We start from the raw sequence: 16,707 nt of genomic DNA on the forward strand, positions 1-16,707 counted from the left end.
GTTGAACCTAGCCCTGATTCTCACTGTTGCGGCTACTCACCTCGGCCGGCACATCATCCCCGGCCATGCGCTTGCGGAACAACGCCGCGCGCGCCAGCAGCAGCGTGGTTACCGGCACGGTGATCGCCAACAGAATCGGAATCAGCCACGCGTGCAGCACCGGCGCCGACTTGAGCGCCGAGAAATAAATGATCGACGCCAACGCCACGCACCACGCGCCTAACGTGGAGGCCAGGGCCGGCGGGTGCATGCGCTGGAAATAATCCTTCATTCGCACCAGTCCCACCGCGCCAATCAGCGCAAACAGGCTGCTGAGCACCAGCAGAATCGCCACTGGAATCTCGACCCACATCGACAATTCGCCATTCATTCGATCACCTCGCCACGCAGGAGGAATTTGGCCAGGGCAAACGAGCCGACGAAGCCGAACAACGCGATCAGCAACGCCGCCTCAAAGTAAGTGTCACTGGAATAACGAATGGCCAGGGTGAGCATCATCAACATGGCGATGATGTACAGGTAATCCAGCGCCAGCACTCGGTCCTGAGCCGACGGGCCGCGAAACAGTCGCAGCAGCGTCAGGATCATCGCCACGGAGAAGATGAACAGGCTCAGCAGGATCGCATTCGCCAACAAAGGGCTCATTCGAAAATCTCCATCAGGGGCCGTTCGTAGGTCGTCTTGAAGTGCTCGATAAACGTCGTTTCATCGTCCAGATCAAACACGTGCAGCAACAGAATGCTGCGGTCCAGCGCCAGTTCCGACCAGACCGTGCCGGGCACCACCGTGCAGATCACCGACAACGCCGCGAGGCCATTGGCGTCCTGCAAATCCAGCGGCACTTTGACGAATGCCGAGCGCGGCGGGCGGTGGCCGGCGGTCAGCACGCCCCAGGCCACGGCGAGGTTCGACACCACCACGTCGCGCCCGACCAGCAAGAACAACCGCACAATGACCCCCGGCCGGCGAATTCGGATCGGCAACGGGCGCAGTTTGCGCATCATCAGCGGCGCACAAAAACCGAGAAGCGCACCGAGCAACAGATTGCCAGGGCTCAACGACAAGTTCAGCAGCAGCCACAACAGCCACAACGCCAAAGACAACCACGGTGCCGGGAACAGACGCTTCATGGCTGCGCCTCCAGCAGGGCCGCTTTGCCCTCGGGGCTCGGCACGGCGCGGGTGGCGAGCACCGCCATTACGTATTGCTCGGGATTATTCAACGCCTGCGCGGCAGCCTGGGTGTAGCGAAGCAGCGGTTCAGCCTTGAAAGTCAGCGCAACGCTCAACCCCAGCAGGACGATGATCGGCACGCATTCGAAGCGTCGCAGCAGCGGTGAAGGCCGTTCTTCCGGGGTCCAGAAGCGCTGGATGCCCAGCCGCGAAAAGGCAATCAGCGAAGCCAGACCGGAAAGCACCAGCAGTGCGAGCAAGCCCCACGCCGCGTTCGACACCGGGATGTCGGCGCTATCGCCCAGACCTAGCGGATTGAGCAGCGCGTGCAGCAAGCCGAGCTTGCCGATAAACCCGGACAGCGGCGGCATGCCGATGATCAGCAGCGAACAGGCAATGAAACTCAAACCGAGGAACGCCATGGTCCAGGGGATTACCTGACCGACCACGGCTTTCTGTTCATCGTCGAGGTTGATGCCTTTGGGCGGTTGCAGCGATTCCATTGGCCTTGGCAGCAGGTCGCCGTCGTCGAACAGCGGGATTTCATTGGCAGAACGGGAACGCTCAATCAACTCGGCCAACAGGAACAGCGCGCTCAATGCCAGCGTCGAGCTGACCAGGTAAAACAACGCTGCGCCGATCAGGTTGGGTTGGGCGAAACCGATGGCTGACAGCAGAATCCCGGCCGACACGAGGATGCTCAGGCTGGCCATGCGTTCCAGGCGCTGCGCGGCGAGGATCGCTACGGCGGCGCAGGTAATCGTCGCCATGCCGCCGTAGATCAGCCAGTCGCCGCCGAAATACGCCGACGCCCCGGCTTGCCCGGAGAACAACAGCGTCCACAGACGCAGCAAGGTGTAGACGCCGACTTTGGTCATGATCGCGAACATCGCCGCGACCGGCGCGCTGGCGGCGGAGTAGGCTGGCACCAGCCAGAAGTTCAGGGGCCACATCCCGGCTTTTGCCAGAAACGCCACCGCCAGAATCGCCGCGCCAGCATGCAGCAAACCGAGATCGGCTTCTGGCACCAGCGGGATTTTCATCGCCAGATCGGCCATGTTCAGCGTGCCGGTGACGCCGTAGATCAGCGCCGCGCCAATCAGAAACAGCGAAGAGGCGAGCAAGTTGATCGAAATGTAATGCAGCCCTGACGACACCCGCGCCCGGCCGGAGCCGTGCAGCATCAAGCCGTAAGACGCCGCGAGCAGCACTTCGAAGAACACGAACAGGTTGAACAGGTCGGCCGTCAGGAACGCGCCGTACAGACCCATCAATTGAATCTGGAACAAGGCGTGGAAGCTCGAACCGGCGCCATCCCAGCGGGCCATGGCGAATAGCAGGGCGCTGACGCCGATGATCCCGGTCAGCACCAGCATCATTGCCGACAGTTGATCGACCACCAGCACAATGCCGAACGGCACCTGCCAGTTGCCCGGCAGATACACGCCAATCGAACCGGGCACGCCGCTGCTTTGGGTCCATTGCAGCAGCATCACCGAAATGCCGAGGCCGACCAGGCTTGAGAACAGATTGATCTTGGCTTTGAGCGGGCGATGCCGTTCGCCGAGCATCAGCATGATGGCGGCGGTCAGCAGCGGCAGGAGAATCGGCGCTGCGATCAGGTGCGTCATCACATTCATTCTTTAGGCTCCCGGCCATCCACGTGGTCGGTGCCGGTCAAGCCCCGCGAAGCCAGCAACACCACGAGGAACAGCGCGGTCATGGCGAAGCTGATGACGATGGCGGTCAATACCAGCGCTTGGGGCAACGGGTCGGTGTAGTGCAGCAGATCTTGCGGCACGCCGTCCTTGATGATCGGTTCCTTGCCGATGAACAGGCTGCCCATGCTGAAGATGAACAGGTTGACGCCGTAGGACAGCAGGCACAGGCCCATGACCACCTGAAATGTCCGTGGCCGCAGGATCAGCCAGACGCCGGAGGCTGCGAGGACGCCGATGGCGATTGCGATGACTTCTTCCATCAGACGGCTCCTTTGGCAGCAACGGCTCGGGGCAGGGCAGAGGACTTGGGTTGCGCGGCGGTTTTGTGACCTCGCACCGATTGGTGGGCGATGGCGGTGAGCATCAGCAGGGTTGAGCCGACCACCACGGCGTACACGCCGATGTCGAAAAACAGCGCGCTGGCAATGTGGATGTCACCCAGCACCGGCAGTTTGAAATGCCAGGTGTGCGTGGTCAGGAATGGATAACCCGCCGCCATCGCCCCGAGCCCGGTGACGGTGGCGAACAGCAAACCGGTGCCCATCCAGCGCAATGGTCGCAGGCTCATTTGCGCCTCGACCCACTGCGTGCCAGCGACCATGTATTGCAGAATGAACGCCACCGACATCACCAGCCCGGCGACAAATCCACCGCCCGGCTGGTTGTGCCCGCGCATGAATAGATAGAAGGAAACCACCACGGCAATCGGCAGCAACAGACGCACCAGCACGGCCGGGACCATCATGAAGCCGAGCGCGGTGTCGCTGGCCGAACGCGGGTTAACCAGGTCGGTGACTACATCCGGCGCCAGCAAACGTTGCTGGGCTGGCAGCTGCAAACTTTCTTTCGGTGGGCGGAAACGACGCAGCAGGGCGAAGACTGTCAGCGCAACGGCCGCCAGTACGGTGATTTCGCCGAGGGTGTCGAAGCCACGGAAGTCCACGAGCATCACGTTGACCACGTTGCTGCCGCCACCCTCGGGCAGCGCGCGGCTGAGGTAAAACGAGGAAATATCGTTTGGTGTCTGGCGCGTCAGCATCGCGTAGGACAGCAGCGCCATGCCGCCACCGACCACCACCGACAACAGGAAGTCACGAATCCGCCGCACGCGCGCCTTGCGTAGGGTGCTCGGTAGTGGCGTGACTTCTTCGATCCGTCGCGGCAGCCAGCGCAGGCCCAGCAGAATCAGAACCGTGGTCACCACTTCGACCACCAGTTGGGTCAACGCCAGGTCCGGCGCCGAGAACCAGACGAAGGTTACGCAGGTCATCAACCCGCAGACACTGACCATGGTCAGGGCCGCCAGTCGGTGATATTTGGCTTGCCACGCGGCGCCGAGGGCACAGGCAATCGCCAGCAACCAGAGGGTCACGAACACGATAGAGCCGGGAATCTTCGGCCGATCGCCCCAGCTCAACTGGCTGTTGAGCATCGGGATCAACCCGCCCAGCACAGCGGCGACGACCATCAGGAACAATTGGGTTTGCAGACGTTTGGAGCTGACGCGGCGTTCGAGACGTCGGGCCAGACGCATCATCACCACGAGGCTGCGCTCGAACTGGCGCTTGCCGTTGAAGCGGCCAATGATCGGCGGGTATTTGAAGCGTCCGCGTTTAAGTTGGTTGCGCAGCAGCAGATAGAGGACGATGCCGCCGGACATGGCGACCAGACTCATGATCATCGGCGCGTTCCAGCCGTGCCAGATCGCCAGGCTGTATTCCGGCAGCGTGCCGCCGACCACCGGCAGCGCCGCAGCGGCGAGCAATGGGCCGACCACTTGCGCCGGAAAAATCCCGACGATCAGGCAGGTGAACACCAACAGTTCGACCGGAGCACGCATCCAGCGCGGCGGTTCGTGCGGGACGTGGGGAAGATCGGTGGCGGTCGGGCCGAAGAACACGTCGACAGTGAAGCGCAGGGAATAGGCGACGCTGAACATGCCGGCGATGGTCGCGACAATCGGCAGCGCCATTTCTACCCACGCCGTGGCGTTGATGAACACGGTTTCGGCGAAGAACATTTCTTTCGAGAGGAAGCCGTTGAGCAACGGTACGCCGGCCATCGAGGCGCTGGCGACCATCGCCAGCGTCGCGGTGAACGGAATCAGCTTGATCAGGCCGCTGAGCTTGCGGATGTCGCGGGTGCCGCTTTCGTGGTCGATGATGCCGGCGGCCATGAACAGCGAGGCTTTGAAGGTGGCGTGGTTAAGGATATGGAACACCGCGGCGACGGCGGCGAGCGGACTGTTGAGGCCCAGCAGCAGGGTGATCAGGCCGAGGTGGCTGATGGTCGAGTACGCCAGCAAACCTTTGAGGTCGTTCTGAAACATCGCGCAATAGGCGCCGAGCAACAGCGTACACGCGCCGGCCCCGCCGACGATGTAGAACCATTCTTCACTGCCGGACAGCGACGGCCACAGCCGCGCGAGCAGGAAAACCCCGGCCTTGACCATGGTCGCCGAGTGCAGATAAGCCGAAACCGGGGTGGGTGCCGCCATGGCGTGCGGCAGCCAGAAGTGGAAGGGGAATTGCGCGCTTTTGCTTAAAGCGCCGACCAGAATGAGCGGGAGCAGGATGGGGTAGAGGGCGTGTGCGCGAATCAGATCGCCGGCGGCCAGGACCTTGTCGAGGTCGTAGCTGCCGACCACATGGCCGAGCAGAATCACCCCCGCCAACAGGCATAATCCGCCGGCGCCGGTGACCATCAACGCCATGTAGGCGCCGCGTCGCGCATCGGCGCGGTGGTGCCAATAGCCGATCAACAGGAATGAAAAGAGACTGGTCAGTTCCCAGAAAAACACGATTTGAATCAGGTTGCCGGAGATCACCAAACCGAGCATGGCGCCCATGAACGCCAGGAAAAACGCGAAGAATCGCGGCACCGGATCGTCCGGCGACATGTAGTAGCGGGCGTACAGCGACACCAGCGTGCCGATGCCCAGCACCAGCAGCGAGAACAGCCAGGCAAAGCCGTCCATGCGCAAAACGAAGTTCAGCCCGAGGCTGGGCAACCAGAAGAATTCTTCGCGGATGACGCCGCCATCGGCGATCTGCGGGTACAGGAGGGCGACCTGAATAGTGCCAATCAAGGCAACCAGGCCAGCCAACAGCGATTCGGTGTTGCGCGCGTTGTGTGGCAGCAAAGCCGCGACACAGCTGCCGATAAAGGGCAGAAGCAGTAGAACTATCAGGGACATAGGCTTCTAATCTGCGGAAGTTTGTGAAGCATCATACGTGCCAGCTCCCGGATCGCAAAACGCCAACTTGTGGCAGGATCCTACAAAGTGGACTGAAAAAGGCTGATTTGCATTGTTTCTTGCGGCGGGGGGATGGCAGGTCTGCCTCATCGCGGGCAAGCCTTGCTCACACTGGATTGCTTAAGCCAGACGTTTTGTGCACGGCACAAAGTCAATGTAGGAGTGAGCCTGCTCGCGAAAGCGGGGTGTCAGCCAAAATCAGGTTTTAATGGTCAATCGCCTTCGCGGGCAAGCCTCGCTCCTACAGCAGCCCTCATAAACGCCGCAATCTAATCCGCCGTCTCGCTCTCCAGCGCTTCTTCGCGCTGCTCGCGATCCTTGCCCTTGGTTTTCAGCTCACTGACGATCACCGCCGCGACGATCAACCCGGCGCCGAGCAGTGCAATCGCTGGCAACCGCTCGCCGGCGAGGCGCCCGACGATCCCGGCCCACACCGGCTCGCCGGCATAAATCAGCGTCGCGCGGGTTGGCGAAACGCTCTTCTGCGCCCAGTTCATCGCCACCTGGATCGCCGCACTTGCTGCGCCCAGCCCCAGCGCGCTGCCCAGCAATAACCAGGAAAAACCCGGAAGCACTTCCTGCGTCGGCACAACCATCAAGAACGCCAGCACCGACGTCACCGCCAGTTGCACCACGGTCACCCGCCGCACATCAACCTGACCGGCATAAGTGCTGATCAGAATAATCTCGGCGGCAATCGCCACCGTGCTGATCAACGTCGCGATTTCACCAGGACTGAAATCCAGCGAAGCGCCGGAAGGTCCAGACAACATCATCAACCCGGTGAACGCCAACATGATGCCAATGCTCGGCATCAGCCCTGGCCGCTTGCCGAACACCAGCCATTGCAGCAACGGCACAAACGGCACGTAAAGCGCGGTAATAAAGGCTGATTGGCTGCTGGGAATAGTCTGCAAGCCAACCGTCTGCAAGCCGTAACCGAGCATGATCGCCACGCCAATAAAGGCGCCAGCCTTTAGCTCCAGCAGCGTCAGATCGCGCAGGCTGCGCCAGGAGAATAAGGCAACGATGCAGGCGGCCGCGGCAAAGCGCAGACCGACGAAAAACATCGGGCCGCTGACAGTCATCGCGTGCTGCACCAGCAAAAACGTCCCGCCCCAGATCATGGTGATCACCACCAGCACGCACTCGGCTTTGCTGATCCGCGAGAAACGAGAAGAAGCCTGGGGGGAATTCACCGACGTCATAACCTTGCGCGCTACCTGAGTGAGACGCACAATGCGCCCGAAGTTGCGCAGTATACTGCCCAACCCCATCGAGTGAGCAATATAGTGCACAAAGATTCCACCCCTCGAGCGTCGGTCTTGCAGCACGTCAGCCAGAACGTTCGACGCCTGCGCCACGCCGCCGACATGAGCCAGACCGCGCTCGCCGAGAAATCCGGCGTCAGTCGGCGGATGCTGGTGGCCATCGAGGCCGGCGAGAAAAACGTCAGCCTGACCACCCTCGACCGCGTCGCCGAAGCGCTCGACGTTGCCTTCAGCGACCTGATCCAGGCACCCGACGTGCGCGATCCAAGCCGCATCAACGAAATCGCCTGGGCCGGCACCATCCCCGGCAGCAAAGCGGTGTTGCTCTCCAAAGCCACCGCGACCCGCGAAGTGGAGCAGTGGGAATGGTGCCTGCAACCGGGCGAAATCTATCCTTCGCAACCGGACGCCGATGGCTGGAGCGAACAGCTCTTTGTTTTCGAAGGCTGCCTGACGCTGATGCTCGGCGACACCGCGCAGACAATCGCTGCTGGTGAGTTCTACATGTTTGCCAGCAACCAGCCACACTCCTATCGCAACGACGGTGAAGTGGCGGCGCGGTTTGTGCGGAATGTGGTGATTTAACTGTTTACCCATTAACAGTTGATGAGTAGGCCGGTGTTTTTAAGCTGCGACCGATTCTCTGATAGTTATATAAGCAACTGAAATACAAGGTTTTACCTGTGAAAATCGGCTAACCATTCGAGAGTGCCATGAATCCAACTTCCAGCGGGCATCCGACCGACACCCTCCGCCACGCAGACATCCTGATCATCGGCGGCGGCCTCAGCGGCGCGATGCTCGCGGCGCAGTTGCTGCGTTTGCCCGGCCGGCGCTCGGTGCTGGTCGTCGAGCCGCGCGCCGAACTCGGTCGGGGCGAAGCGTACAGCGCCGTCGAGTTGGGCCACACGCTGAACGGCAACGCGGCGCGGATGAGCGTCGACCCGGACAATGCCGATGATTTGACCCATTGGTTGACGCACTACATTGCAGCGGGTGGCTGGCCGCAGTCGGATGAACAGCATGTGCCGATCAGCGAGCTGTTTCCGCCGCGCGGGATTTTCGGCTTGTACGTGCAGCAGCGGTTGGCTGAGGCGCAGGAAGTGGGCGCGCTGAACGGTTCTTCGGTTGAGCACGTGCGCGCGGAGGTGGTTGATCTGATCGCGCGGGATGATTCGGTGCAACTGACCTTGAGTAATGGTCAACGTTTGCAGGGCGCTTTCGCGGTGTTGGCCACCGGGATGTTTGCTGCTGCGCGCACGCCGCAAACCGAGTCCAGCGGCGTCAATGCAGCGGCGCTGGACCCTTGGGATGTCGCGGCGATGCGCCGACTGGATGCGCAATCGACGGTGTTGATTATCGGTTCCGGTTTGACCATGGTCGACGCCGTGGTGTCGCTCGAGCAGGCTGGCCATCGCGGGCCGATCGAAGTGTTTTCCCGGCACGGATTGCTTCCGCATGTGCGGCGCCAACCGCCGGCCTGGGTGGATTTTCTCGCTGTGGACCAGAGTCTGCGCACGCCGCGTCAATTGGTCCGCGAGTTGCGCCGCCAGTGTCGCGCGGCGCTCGCCCAAGGCATTGACTGGCAAGCGCCGCTGGACACGGTGCGCGCGCACATCGGCCGCTTGTGGAGTCAGGCGACTGATCAGCAGCGTCGGCAGTTTGTGCGGCACGTGCGGCCGTGGTGGGAAAGCCATCACCATCGCTCGCCGCCGCTCAGCGCCGAGTTGGTGGAGCGCTTGCACGGGGAAGGGCGGCTGCGTATTCAGGCGGCTTCCTTCAAGGGCTTGGCGGCGGATGGTAATGGCGGCGTGAGTATTCGCATTCGGCGGCGCGGTGAGGCTGAGGAGGTAATCGTCAGTGGCGCGGCGTTGATCAATTCCAGCGGCATCGAATACGACTGGCGGCGCGTTGCCCGGCCATTACCGCAGCAGTTGCTGGCGCGCGGGTTGATCCAGCCTGGGCCGTTGGCGTTGGGGATAGCGGCGACGGCGGATGGTGCGGTGCTGGATGCTGACGGGCGGGTTGGCGGAAGGTTGTTTGCGATGGGGCCGCCGTTGCGCGGGATGTGGTGGGAAAGTACCGCGGTGACGGATGTGGCGAGTCAGGCGAAGGCGCTGGCGGCGCGGCTGGCTGTCGAACGCTGAATCAAATCTGTGGATCAAGACGCACCTGTGGCGAGCAAGCTTGCTCGCCACAGGTTTGATGTTTGTCTTGAGTGCTTGCAGCGCCTGCCAGATCAAGCATCGATGCGCTGATGCTTGGTGCCGAACTCAGGACGGTTTTCCGCGACGTAGAGTTTGGTTTGTTCGGCGTTCTGCTGCAGATTGACGCTGCCTTTGCGTTCGGTGTCGATGCCGACAGTGTTCACGCTTTGAACCGCTTGCTGGCCGACTTTGACCGCGGCGATGGCTTGAGGCGCGGCCATGGCCGAAGTTGCGCCAAGGACGGTAAGGGCGAAGGTCAGACCAATAATGCTTTTCATGATGTTGCTCCAGAGAGTGGGAAGAAGATGTCGCCACTCTAGTGCTGGAGCCGCGCGATGAAAAAACACCCTTGCGCATAGTTGATATCGAGAGCGTTGATCCATGACTGCCGAGCGCCTACCCCACACCCGCAATCCCCCTGTAGGAGTGAGCCTGCTCGCGATGGCTGCTTAATATTCGACATTTCAGTCGCCTGGCATACCGCTATCGCGAGCAGGCTCGCTCCCACAGTTAATCGGTGTCGGTCGCGATTTCAGCGCCCAACGCAGAACCCCTGTAGGAGTGAGCCTGCTCGCGGTGGCTGCTTAATATTCGACATCTCAGTCGCCTGGCAGACCGCAATCGCGAGCAGGCTCGCTCCTACAGTTGATTGGGGGTGTATGGGCGTGTGTGATCAGTAGCGCTGATATTTCGAGCCGAACTCCGGGCGGTTTTCCGCGACGACTACACCAGCCACCAGCGCATTCCCCGGGCTGACTTGCGCCACACGTTCACGCAATTCCTGGAGACGATCCGCGCCACCTTCAGCCACACGATTCTGCATCAGACGATCCGCGCCACCCTCAGCCACACGATTCTGCATCAGCCGATCTGAACCGCCCTCGGCCACACGTTCACGCAGTTCCTGCAGACGGTCGGCGCCGCCCTCGGCCACACGATTCTGTTGCAACCGGTCCGATCCACCTTCCACCAGTAGTTGCTGAATCGAAGCGTGAGAGCCTGTAATCGGGCTGTTGGCCGACGCCAGATTCGACAAACCGAGACCGCCAACCAATGCGAGACCGAGTACCAGGGACGAGACTTTCGAGAAGTTGAACATGGGTGATTCTCCGTGCGTTTAAGTTGAGTGAGTCAGCAGCGCCGAGTAGCTCAGTGCTAGCTGGTGGTCACAGTTAAACGCCCGGGTGTATCGCTGATGTGTGCTTGTGGGCCGCGAAATCGGCGGCAACGTATCTATCGGCGGTTCATATACACGCAGATACAAATCCGCTCATGACGATGCGCCGAGCATCTCCACTGGGTACGAAAACACGTAGCCCTCATTACGCACGGTTTTGATGTAAGTGGATTCACGCGAATCATCCCGCAGCCGCTGGCGCAACCGGCTGACCAGCAAATCGATGGAGCGGTCGAACAGGTCAGCATCGCGGCCCTGGGTCAGGTTGAGCAATTGGTCGCGGCTGAGCACCCGTTGCGGATGATCGAGAAACACCCGCAGCAGACGATATTCGGCGCCGCTGAGGGCGACCATGGTGTCGTCCTCGTCGAGTAAATGGCGGGCCGTGGTATCGAGGCGCCAGCGACCAAATGCCAGCAGCCGACCGCTTTCGCTGATCAGCAGGTTCGGCGGCAGCATGCGCGTGCGGCGTAGCACGGCGTTGATCCGCGCCAGCAATTCGCGGGCGGCGAACGGTTTGGTCAGGTAATCGTCGGCGCCCATTTCCAGGCCGAGGATGCGGTCGGTTTCATCGTTGCGAGCGGTGAGCATGACGATCGGCGTGGCTTTGTGTTTGCCCGAGCGCAGTTCGCGGCACAGCAGCAAGCCGTCATCGCCGGGCATCATGATGTCCAGCACGATCAAATCCACCTGATTGGCTTCGAGGAAACTGCGCATCTGCCGGCCGTCAGCCACGACGGTGGTGCGCAGGCCGTTTTTCTTCAGGTAATTGCCGACCAGCTCACGGATCTCGCGATCGTCATCGACGATCAGAATGTGGTCCACATGTTCCATCGCCCACCTCTTGTTATTCGCCCGATTCACCCGCCACAGCACATTCCCTTTGAGGAGCCAGCCCTCTCGCGAAAGCGACCGGGCCGCCAACAGAAATGTTCGCTGTGCATTTGTATCGCACTGTATCTCACCCACCGCTGGACACGTTAAGGGATGTTAGCCGTGGTTTTACGACACATGGCAGATACCCCCGGGCGTTTGAATAGCGTCCATCAAGGCAGTCAAAACGACCTTATTCGCAGCCTGAGGAGATCACCATGAACTGGAACACACTCGCCACCGCCAGCCTGTTCGCGGCCCTGAACGTCGCCGCGTTCTCGGCGCATGCCGATGTTAAAACCTCGACCCCGGTGGCGGCCAGCACGGCTACCAGCACATCCGATTCGCTCGGCGCGCTAAAGCACGTCAAAGCCGGATTATTGGACGTGGCTTATGCAGAAGTCGGTCCTGCTGACGGCCCAGTGGTGATTCTGCTCCACGGCTGGCCTTACGACATTCACAGCTACAGCGACGTGGCGCCGCTGCTCGCAGCCAAGGGTTATCGGGTGTTGATCCCGTATGCGCGCGGTTATGGCGATACCCGCTTCCTCTCCAACAAAACCCTGCGCAACGGCCAACCGGCGGCGCTGGCCAGTGATGTCATCGATTTCATGGACGCGCTGAAGATCAACAAAGCCGTGCTCGGCGGCTACGACTGGGGCGCACGTTCGGCGGATATCGTCGCGGCGCTGTGGCCGGAGCGGGTAGAGGCGCTGGTGGCGGTCAGTGGTTATCTGATCGGCAACCAGGCGGCCGGGAAAACTCCGCTGCCGCCCAAGGCCGAGTTGCAATGGTGGTACCAGTTCTACTTCGCGACAGAGCGTGGCGAGGCCGGTTATGCGAAAAATCGCCATGACTTCGCCAAGCTGATCTGGCAAACCGCGTCGCCGAAATGGGCCTTTGACGACGCCACGTTCGAGCGCAGCGCGGCGGCGCTGGACAACCCGGATCACGTCGCCATCACCGTGTTCAACTATCGCTGGCGTCTGGGTATGGTCAAGGGCGAAGCGCAATATGAAGCGCTGGAACAACGGCTGGCCAAGGCACCCGACATCAGCGTGCCGACCATCACTCTGGAAGGCGACGCCAATGGCGCGCCGCACCCGGCCGCCGAAGATTACGCCAAACGCTTCACCGGCAAATACCAATACCGGCTGATCAGCGGCGGCATCGGCCACAACCTGCCGCAAGAAGACCCGCAAGCCTTCGCCAACGCGGTGATCGACGCGGATCAACTGTAAACAGTCGTGTTCAGGGGGTGTAATCAACCCACTTGATACCCATTCATTCAGCCAACCCCACATCCCGCCTCAGTTAACAAAAGATAACGTGGCGTCGATTGTCAGACCTTTCCAAACCCCGATAGGATAAGCCAGCTTCCGAAGGGGCTCTAGATTGCGCGTTTCAGGACCATGTTTCAGGACTATGCTCCAAAAACAGCCAATCTCGCAGCGCACCCTTACGGCGCCCTGAAAGGTTGAACGACCTAACAATAATAATGGGGGAAGGTCTATGAGTGAGCCTGTCATGGGTGTGGGTATCTGCCGCCCGCCGGCATTACGCAAAATCGCGTTGCTGGCTACAGCGCTCTCGCTGTTGGGCTGTGCTGCATGGTCGATGCCGGTGCTCGCCGCCGACGCGCCGCCGGCCGATCTGGTGTATTCGGTGGAATCCGCCAAAGCCGCAAAAAGCCTGATGCTCGACGTCGTCCACGCCGGCAAGCGCCTGGTGGCGGTCGGTGATCGTGGCCACATTCTGTATTCCGATGACCAGGGCAACACCTGGACCCAGGCCAAAGTGCCGACCCGGCAACTGCTGACCGCCGTGTTCTTTGTCGATGACCAACACGGCTGGGCCGTTGGGCATGACGCGCAGATCCTCGCCAGTGAAGACGGCGGCGTCACCTGGACCAAACAATTTGAAGACCTGAAACGCGAATCGCCGCTGCTCGACGTCTGGTTCAAAGACGTCAACAGCGGCTTTGCCGTGGGCGCGTACGGCGCATTGCTGGAAACCACCGACGGTGGCAAGCACTGGGAAGACGCCAGTGATCGCCTCGATAACGAAGACCAGTTCCACCTCAACGCCATCGCGGCGGTCAAGGACGCCGGGCTGTTCATCGTGGGCGAGCAGGGCAGCATGTTCCGCTCCGCCGACTGGGGCCAGACCTGGGAAAAGCTCGAAGGCCCATACGAAGGTTCGCTGTTCGGCGTGATCGGCACCGCTCAGCCCAACACCCTGCTGGCCTACGGACTGCGCGGCAACCTGTACCGCTCCAGCGATTTCGGCAGCAACTGGGAACAGGTCGATCTGCGGGCGGCGCGTGGTTCGCTGGAATTCGGCCTGTCCGGGGCTACGCTGCTCGACGACGGCTCGATCGTGATCGTCGGCAACGGCGGCTCGGTGATCAGCAGCAGCGACAACGGCGAAACCTTCACCGTGTTCAATCGCCCGGACCGGATTTCGGTGTCGGCGGTGACGGCTGCGGGCAATGGCAACTTGATTCTGGCAGGACAGGGCGGCGTTCGCGCCACTTCGCCAACCGGCGCCGAGCTCAGCAAATAAGCCGGGCCACATAATAATAAGGCGGAGACATGACATCCATGACAAGTCATCACCAAGACAAGGCGACGTTTCTCGAACGCCTGATCTTCAATAACCGGCCGGCAGTGATCACCATCTGCCTGCTGGTGAGCATTTTCCTGTTCTGGCAGGCCACGCTGATTCGGCCGTCCACCAGTTTCGAAAAAATGATCCCCCTCGAGCATCCGTTCATTCAAAAGATGATGGAGCACCGCAACGATCTGGCGAACCTGGGCAACACCGTGCGGATCTCGGTTGAAGCCACCGACGGCGACATTTTCTCCAAGGAATACATGGAGACCCTGCGTCAGATCAACGACGAAGTGTTCTACATTTCCGGCGTCGACCGTTCCGGCCTCAAGTCGCTGTGGAGCCCGAGCGTGCGCTGGACCGAGGTGACGGAGGAGGGTTTTGCCGGCGGTGAAGTGATCCCGCAGAGCTATAACGGCTCTCAGCAAAGCCTCGATCTGCTGCGCAACAACGTGCTCAAATCCGGCCAGGTCGGCCGTCTGGTGTCCAACGACTTCAAGTCGAGCATCGTCGATATTCCGCTGTTGGAGTCGTACCCGGACCCAGCGGATCAGGGCAAATTGCTCGCGCTGGACTACCGCAAGTTCTCCCACGAACTCGAAGACAAGATCCGCGACAAGTTTGAAAAACAGAACCCTAATGTGCAGATCCACATCGTCGGTTTCGCCAAGAAAGTCGGCGATTTGATCGACGGTCTGGTGATGGTGGTGATGTTCTTCGGTATTGCCTTCGTCATCACTTTGATCCTGCTGTACTGGTTCACCAACTGCATGCGCAGCACCGTGGCGGTATTGAGCACGACGCTGGTGGCGGTGGTCTGGCAGCTCGGTTTGATGCACTTTTTCGGTTTCGGCCTCGATCCGTATTCGATGCTGGTGCCGTTCCTGATCTTCGCCATCGGTATTTCCCACGGCGTACAGAAGATCAACGGCATCGCGTTGCAGTCCAGCGAAGCGGACAACGCGCTGACGGCGGCGCGGCGGACTTTCCGGCAACTGTTCCTGCCGGGGATGATCGCGATTCTCGCGGACGCGGTGGGTTTCATCACGCTGCTGATCATCGACATCGGCGTGATTCGTGAACTGGCCATCGGCGCGTCCATCGGCGTGGCGGTCATCGTGTTTACCAACCTGATCCTGTTGCCGGTGGCGATTTCCTATGTCGGCATCAGCAAGCGTGCGGTCGAGCGCAGCAAGAAAGACGCGCACCGCGAACACCCGTTCTGGCGCCTGTTGTCGAACTTCGCCAGCCCCAAGGTCGCACCGATTTCGATTGCCCTGGCGCTGATCGCGTTCGGCGGCGGCCTCTGGTACAGCCAGAACCTGAAGATCGGCGACCTCGACCAAGGCGCGCCGGAGCTGCGTCCCGACTCGCGTTACAACAAGGACAACAACTTCATCATCAGCAACTACTCGACCAGTTCCGATGTGTTGGTGGTGATGGTCAAGACCAAGTCCGAAGGCTGCTCGCGCTATGAAGCCATGGCGCCGATCGACGAACTGATGTGGAAGATGCAGAACACTGAGGGCGTGCAGTCGGCGATCTCGCTGGTGACCGTGTCCAAGCAAATGATCAAAGGCATGAACGAGGGCAACCTGAAATGGGAAACCCTGTCGCGCAACCCGGACGTGCTGAACAACTCCATCGCCCGTGCGGATGGTCTGTACAACAACAGTTGCTCGTTGGCGCCGGTGCTGGTGTTCCTCAACGACCACAAGGCCGCGACGCTGGACCGCGCGGTGCATGCGGTGCAGGAGTTCGCCAAGGAGAACAACAAGGATGGCCTGGAATTCATCCTCGCTGCCGGTAACGCCGGGATTGAAGCCGCGACCAACGAAGTGATCAAGGAATCGGAACTGACAATTCTGATCCTGGTGTACATCTGCGTTGCGACCATGTGCATGATCACCTTCCGTTCGTGGGCGGCGACCTTGTGCATCGTCTTGCCGCTGGTGCTGACCTCGGTGCTGGGTAACGCACTGATGGCGTTCATGGGCATCGGCGTCAAAGTAGCGACCCTGCCGGTGGTGGCGTTGGGCGTGGGGATTGGCGTGGATTACGGCATTTACATTTACAGCCGACTGGAAAGCTTCCTGCGCGCCGGGCTGCCATTGCAAGAAGCGTATTACCAGACGCTTAAGTCGACCGGTAAAGCCGTGCTGTTCACCGGTCTGTGCCTGGCCATCGGTGTGTGCACCTGGATTTTCTCGGCGATCAAGTTCCAGGCCGACATGGGCCTGATGCTGACCTTCATGCTGCTCTGGAACATGTTCGGCGCTCTGTGGCTGTTGCCAGCGCTGGCGCGTTTCCTGATCAAACCGGAGAAACTGGCAGGGCAGAAGGGCAATTCGCTGTTCGCTCACTAAGCCTCGCAGAAACACAAAAGCCGCAACCTCGGGTTGCGGCTTTTTTATGGG

General features: G+C 60.8%; 15 protein-coding genes. 5 read left to right on the forward strand and 10 right to left on the reverse strand.

All coding sequences use genetic code 11. The annotated features are described in order from the left end of the window. Nucleotides 1–7 precede the first annotated feature (7 nt). The 7 genes from BI292_RS11155 to BI292_RS11185 all read right to left on the reverse strand — a co-directional run bounded on the left by BI292_RS11155 (nucleotide 8) and on the right by BI292_RS11185 (nucleotide 7,426). Nucleotides 8–370, reverse strand: coding sequence for a Na+/H+ antiporter subunit G (locus tag BI292_RS11155; RefSeq protein WP_101207912.1), 363 nt, complete (start codon nucleotides 368–370; stop codon nucleotides 8–10). Beyond that, nucleotides 367–645 (reverse strand): K+/H+ antiporter subunit F, encoded by a 279-nt coding sequence (locus BI292_RS11160; protein WP_092280568.1) that lies wholly within the window; start codon nucleotides 643–645, stop codon nucleotides 367–369. Before BI292_RS11160 ends, BI292_RS11155 begins: the two co-directional genes overlap by 4 nt. Beyond that, nucleotides 642–1,130 (reverse strand): Na+/H+ antiporter subunit E, encoded by a 489-nt coding sequence (locus BI292_RS11165; RefSeq protein ID WP_092280570.1) that lies wholly within the window; start codon nucleotides 1,128–1,130, stop codon nucleotides 642–644. The genes BI292_RS11160 and BI292_RS11165 overlap by 4 nt, the downstream gene beginning before the upstream one ends. After that, the gene (locus BI292_RS11170; protein WP_092280572.1) at nucleotides 1,127–2,812 is read right to left on the reverse strand and encodes a monovalent cation/H+ antiporter subunit D; all 1,686 of its coding nucleotides are present in this window, start codon (nucleotides 2,810–2,812) and stop codon (nucleotides 1,127–1,129) included. Before BI292_RS11170 ends, BI292_RS11165 begins: the two co-directional genes overlap by 4 nt. After that, on the reverse strand, nucleotides 2,809–3,153 hold the full coding sequence (locus BI292_RS11175; protein WP_007986256.1) for a Na+/H+ antiporter subunit C: 345 nt from the start codon (nucleotides 3,151–3,153) through the stop codon (nucleotides 2,809–2,811). Before BI292_RS11175 ends, BI292_RS11170 begins: the two co-directional genes overlap by 4 nt. Next, nucleotides 3,153–6,089, reverse strand: a complete 2,937-nt coding sequence (locus tag BI292_RS11180) for a monovalent cation/H+ antiporter subunit A (RefSeq protein ID WP_092280574.1) — start codon at nucleotides 6,087–6,089, stop codon at nucleotides 3,153–3,155. The genes BI292_RS11175 and BI292_RS11180 overlap by 1 nt, the downstream gene beginning before the upstream one ends. Nucleotides 6,090–6,418: 329 nt before the next feature. Next, nucleotides 6,419–7,426 (reverse strand): DMT family transporter, encoded by a 1,008-nt coding sequence (locus BI292_RS11185; protein WP_178076569.1) that lies wholly within the window; start codon nucleotides 7,424–7,426, stop codon nucleotides 6,419–6,421. Between the two features lie 15 nt (nucleotides 7,427–7,441). Here BI292_RS11185 and BI292_RS11190 point away from each other — a divergent pair, with 15 nt between their 5' ends. Together BI292_RS11190 and BI292_RS11195 are read left to right on the forward strand one after the other, a co-directional pair. Continuing rightward, nucleotides 7,442–8,005 carry a helix-turn-helix domain-containing protein gene (locus tag BI292_RS11190; protein ID WP_092280578.1) on the forward strand — a complete coding sequence of 188 codons (564 nt, stop codon included), beginning with the start codon at nucleotides 7,442–7,444 and terminating at the stop codon, nucleotides 8,003–8,005. Nucleotides 8,006–8,133: 128 nt separating this feature from the next. Continuing rightward, entirely contained in the window at nucleotides 8,134–9,567 is a 1,434-nt protein-coding gene (locus BI292_RS11195) for an FAD/NAD(P)-binding protein (RefSeq protein ID WP_101207914.1), read from the forward strand. A gap of 92 nt (nucleotides 9,568–9,659) precedes the next feature. On the opposite strand, the gene BI292_RS11200 is transcribed toward BI292_RS11195, so the two are convergent. From BI292_RS11200 to BI292_RS11215, 3 genes are all read right to left on the reverse strand, one after another. Further along, the gene (locus BI292_RS11200; RefSeq protein ID WP_092280582.1) at nucleotides 9,660–9,905 is read right to left on the reverse strand and encodes a hypothetical protein; all 246 of its coding nucleotides are present in this window, start codon (nucleotides 9,903–9,905) and stop codon (nucleotides 9,660–9,662) included. 395 nt (nucleotides 9,906–10,300) lie between these two features. Continuing rightward, complete coding sequence (locus BI292_RS11210) at nucleotides 10,301–10,726, reverse strand: hypothetical protein (protein ID WP_101207916.1); 426 nt, start codon at nucleotides 10,724–10,726, stop codon at nucleotides 10,301–10,303. Nucleotides 10,727–10,897: 171 nt separating this feature from the next. Beyond that, nucleotides 10,898–11,638, reverse strand: coding sequence for a response regulator (locus BI292_RS11215; RefSeq protein WP_101207917.1), 741 nt, complete (start codon nucleotides 11,636–11,638; stop codon nucleotides 10,898–10,900). A 257-nt stretch (nucleotides 11,639–11,895) separates the two neighbouring features. On the opposite strand from BI292_RS11215, the gene BI292_RS11220 reads away from it, so the two are divergent. From BI292_RS11220 to BI292_RS11230, 3 genes are all read left to right on the forward strand, one after another. Next, nucleotides 11,896–12,918 (forward strand): alpha/beta fold hydrolase, encoded by a 1,023-nt coding sequence (locus tag BI292_RS11220; RefSeq protein ID WP_101207918.1) that lies wholly within the window; start codon nucleotides 11,896–11,898, stop codon nucleotides 12,916–12,918. 271 nt (nucleotides 12,919–13,189) lie between these two features. Then, a complete protein-coding gene (locus BI292_RS11225) occupies nucleotides 13,190–14,242 on the forward strand; it encodes a YCF48-related protein (protein ID WP_101207919.1) in 1,053 nt (350 codons plus the stop codon). 38 nt (nucleotides 14,243–14,280) lie between these two features. After that, nucleotides 14,281–16,656: an RND family transporter gene (locus BI292_RS11230; RefSeq protein ID WP_371918724.1), complete on the forward strand. Its 2,376-nt coding sequence runs from the start codon at nucleotides 14,281–14,283 to the stop codon at nucleotides 16,654–16,656. Nucleotides 16,657–16,707: the final 51 nt, after the last annotated feature.

It is taken from the genome of Pseudomonas sp. 43NM1 (assembly GCF_002836905.1).
GTDB classification, from domain to species: Bacteria; Pseudomonadota; Gammaproteobacteria; order Pseudomonadales; family Pseudomonadaceae; genus Aquipseudomonas; species Aquipseudomonas prosekii.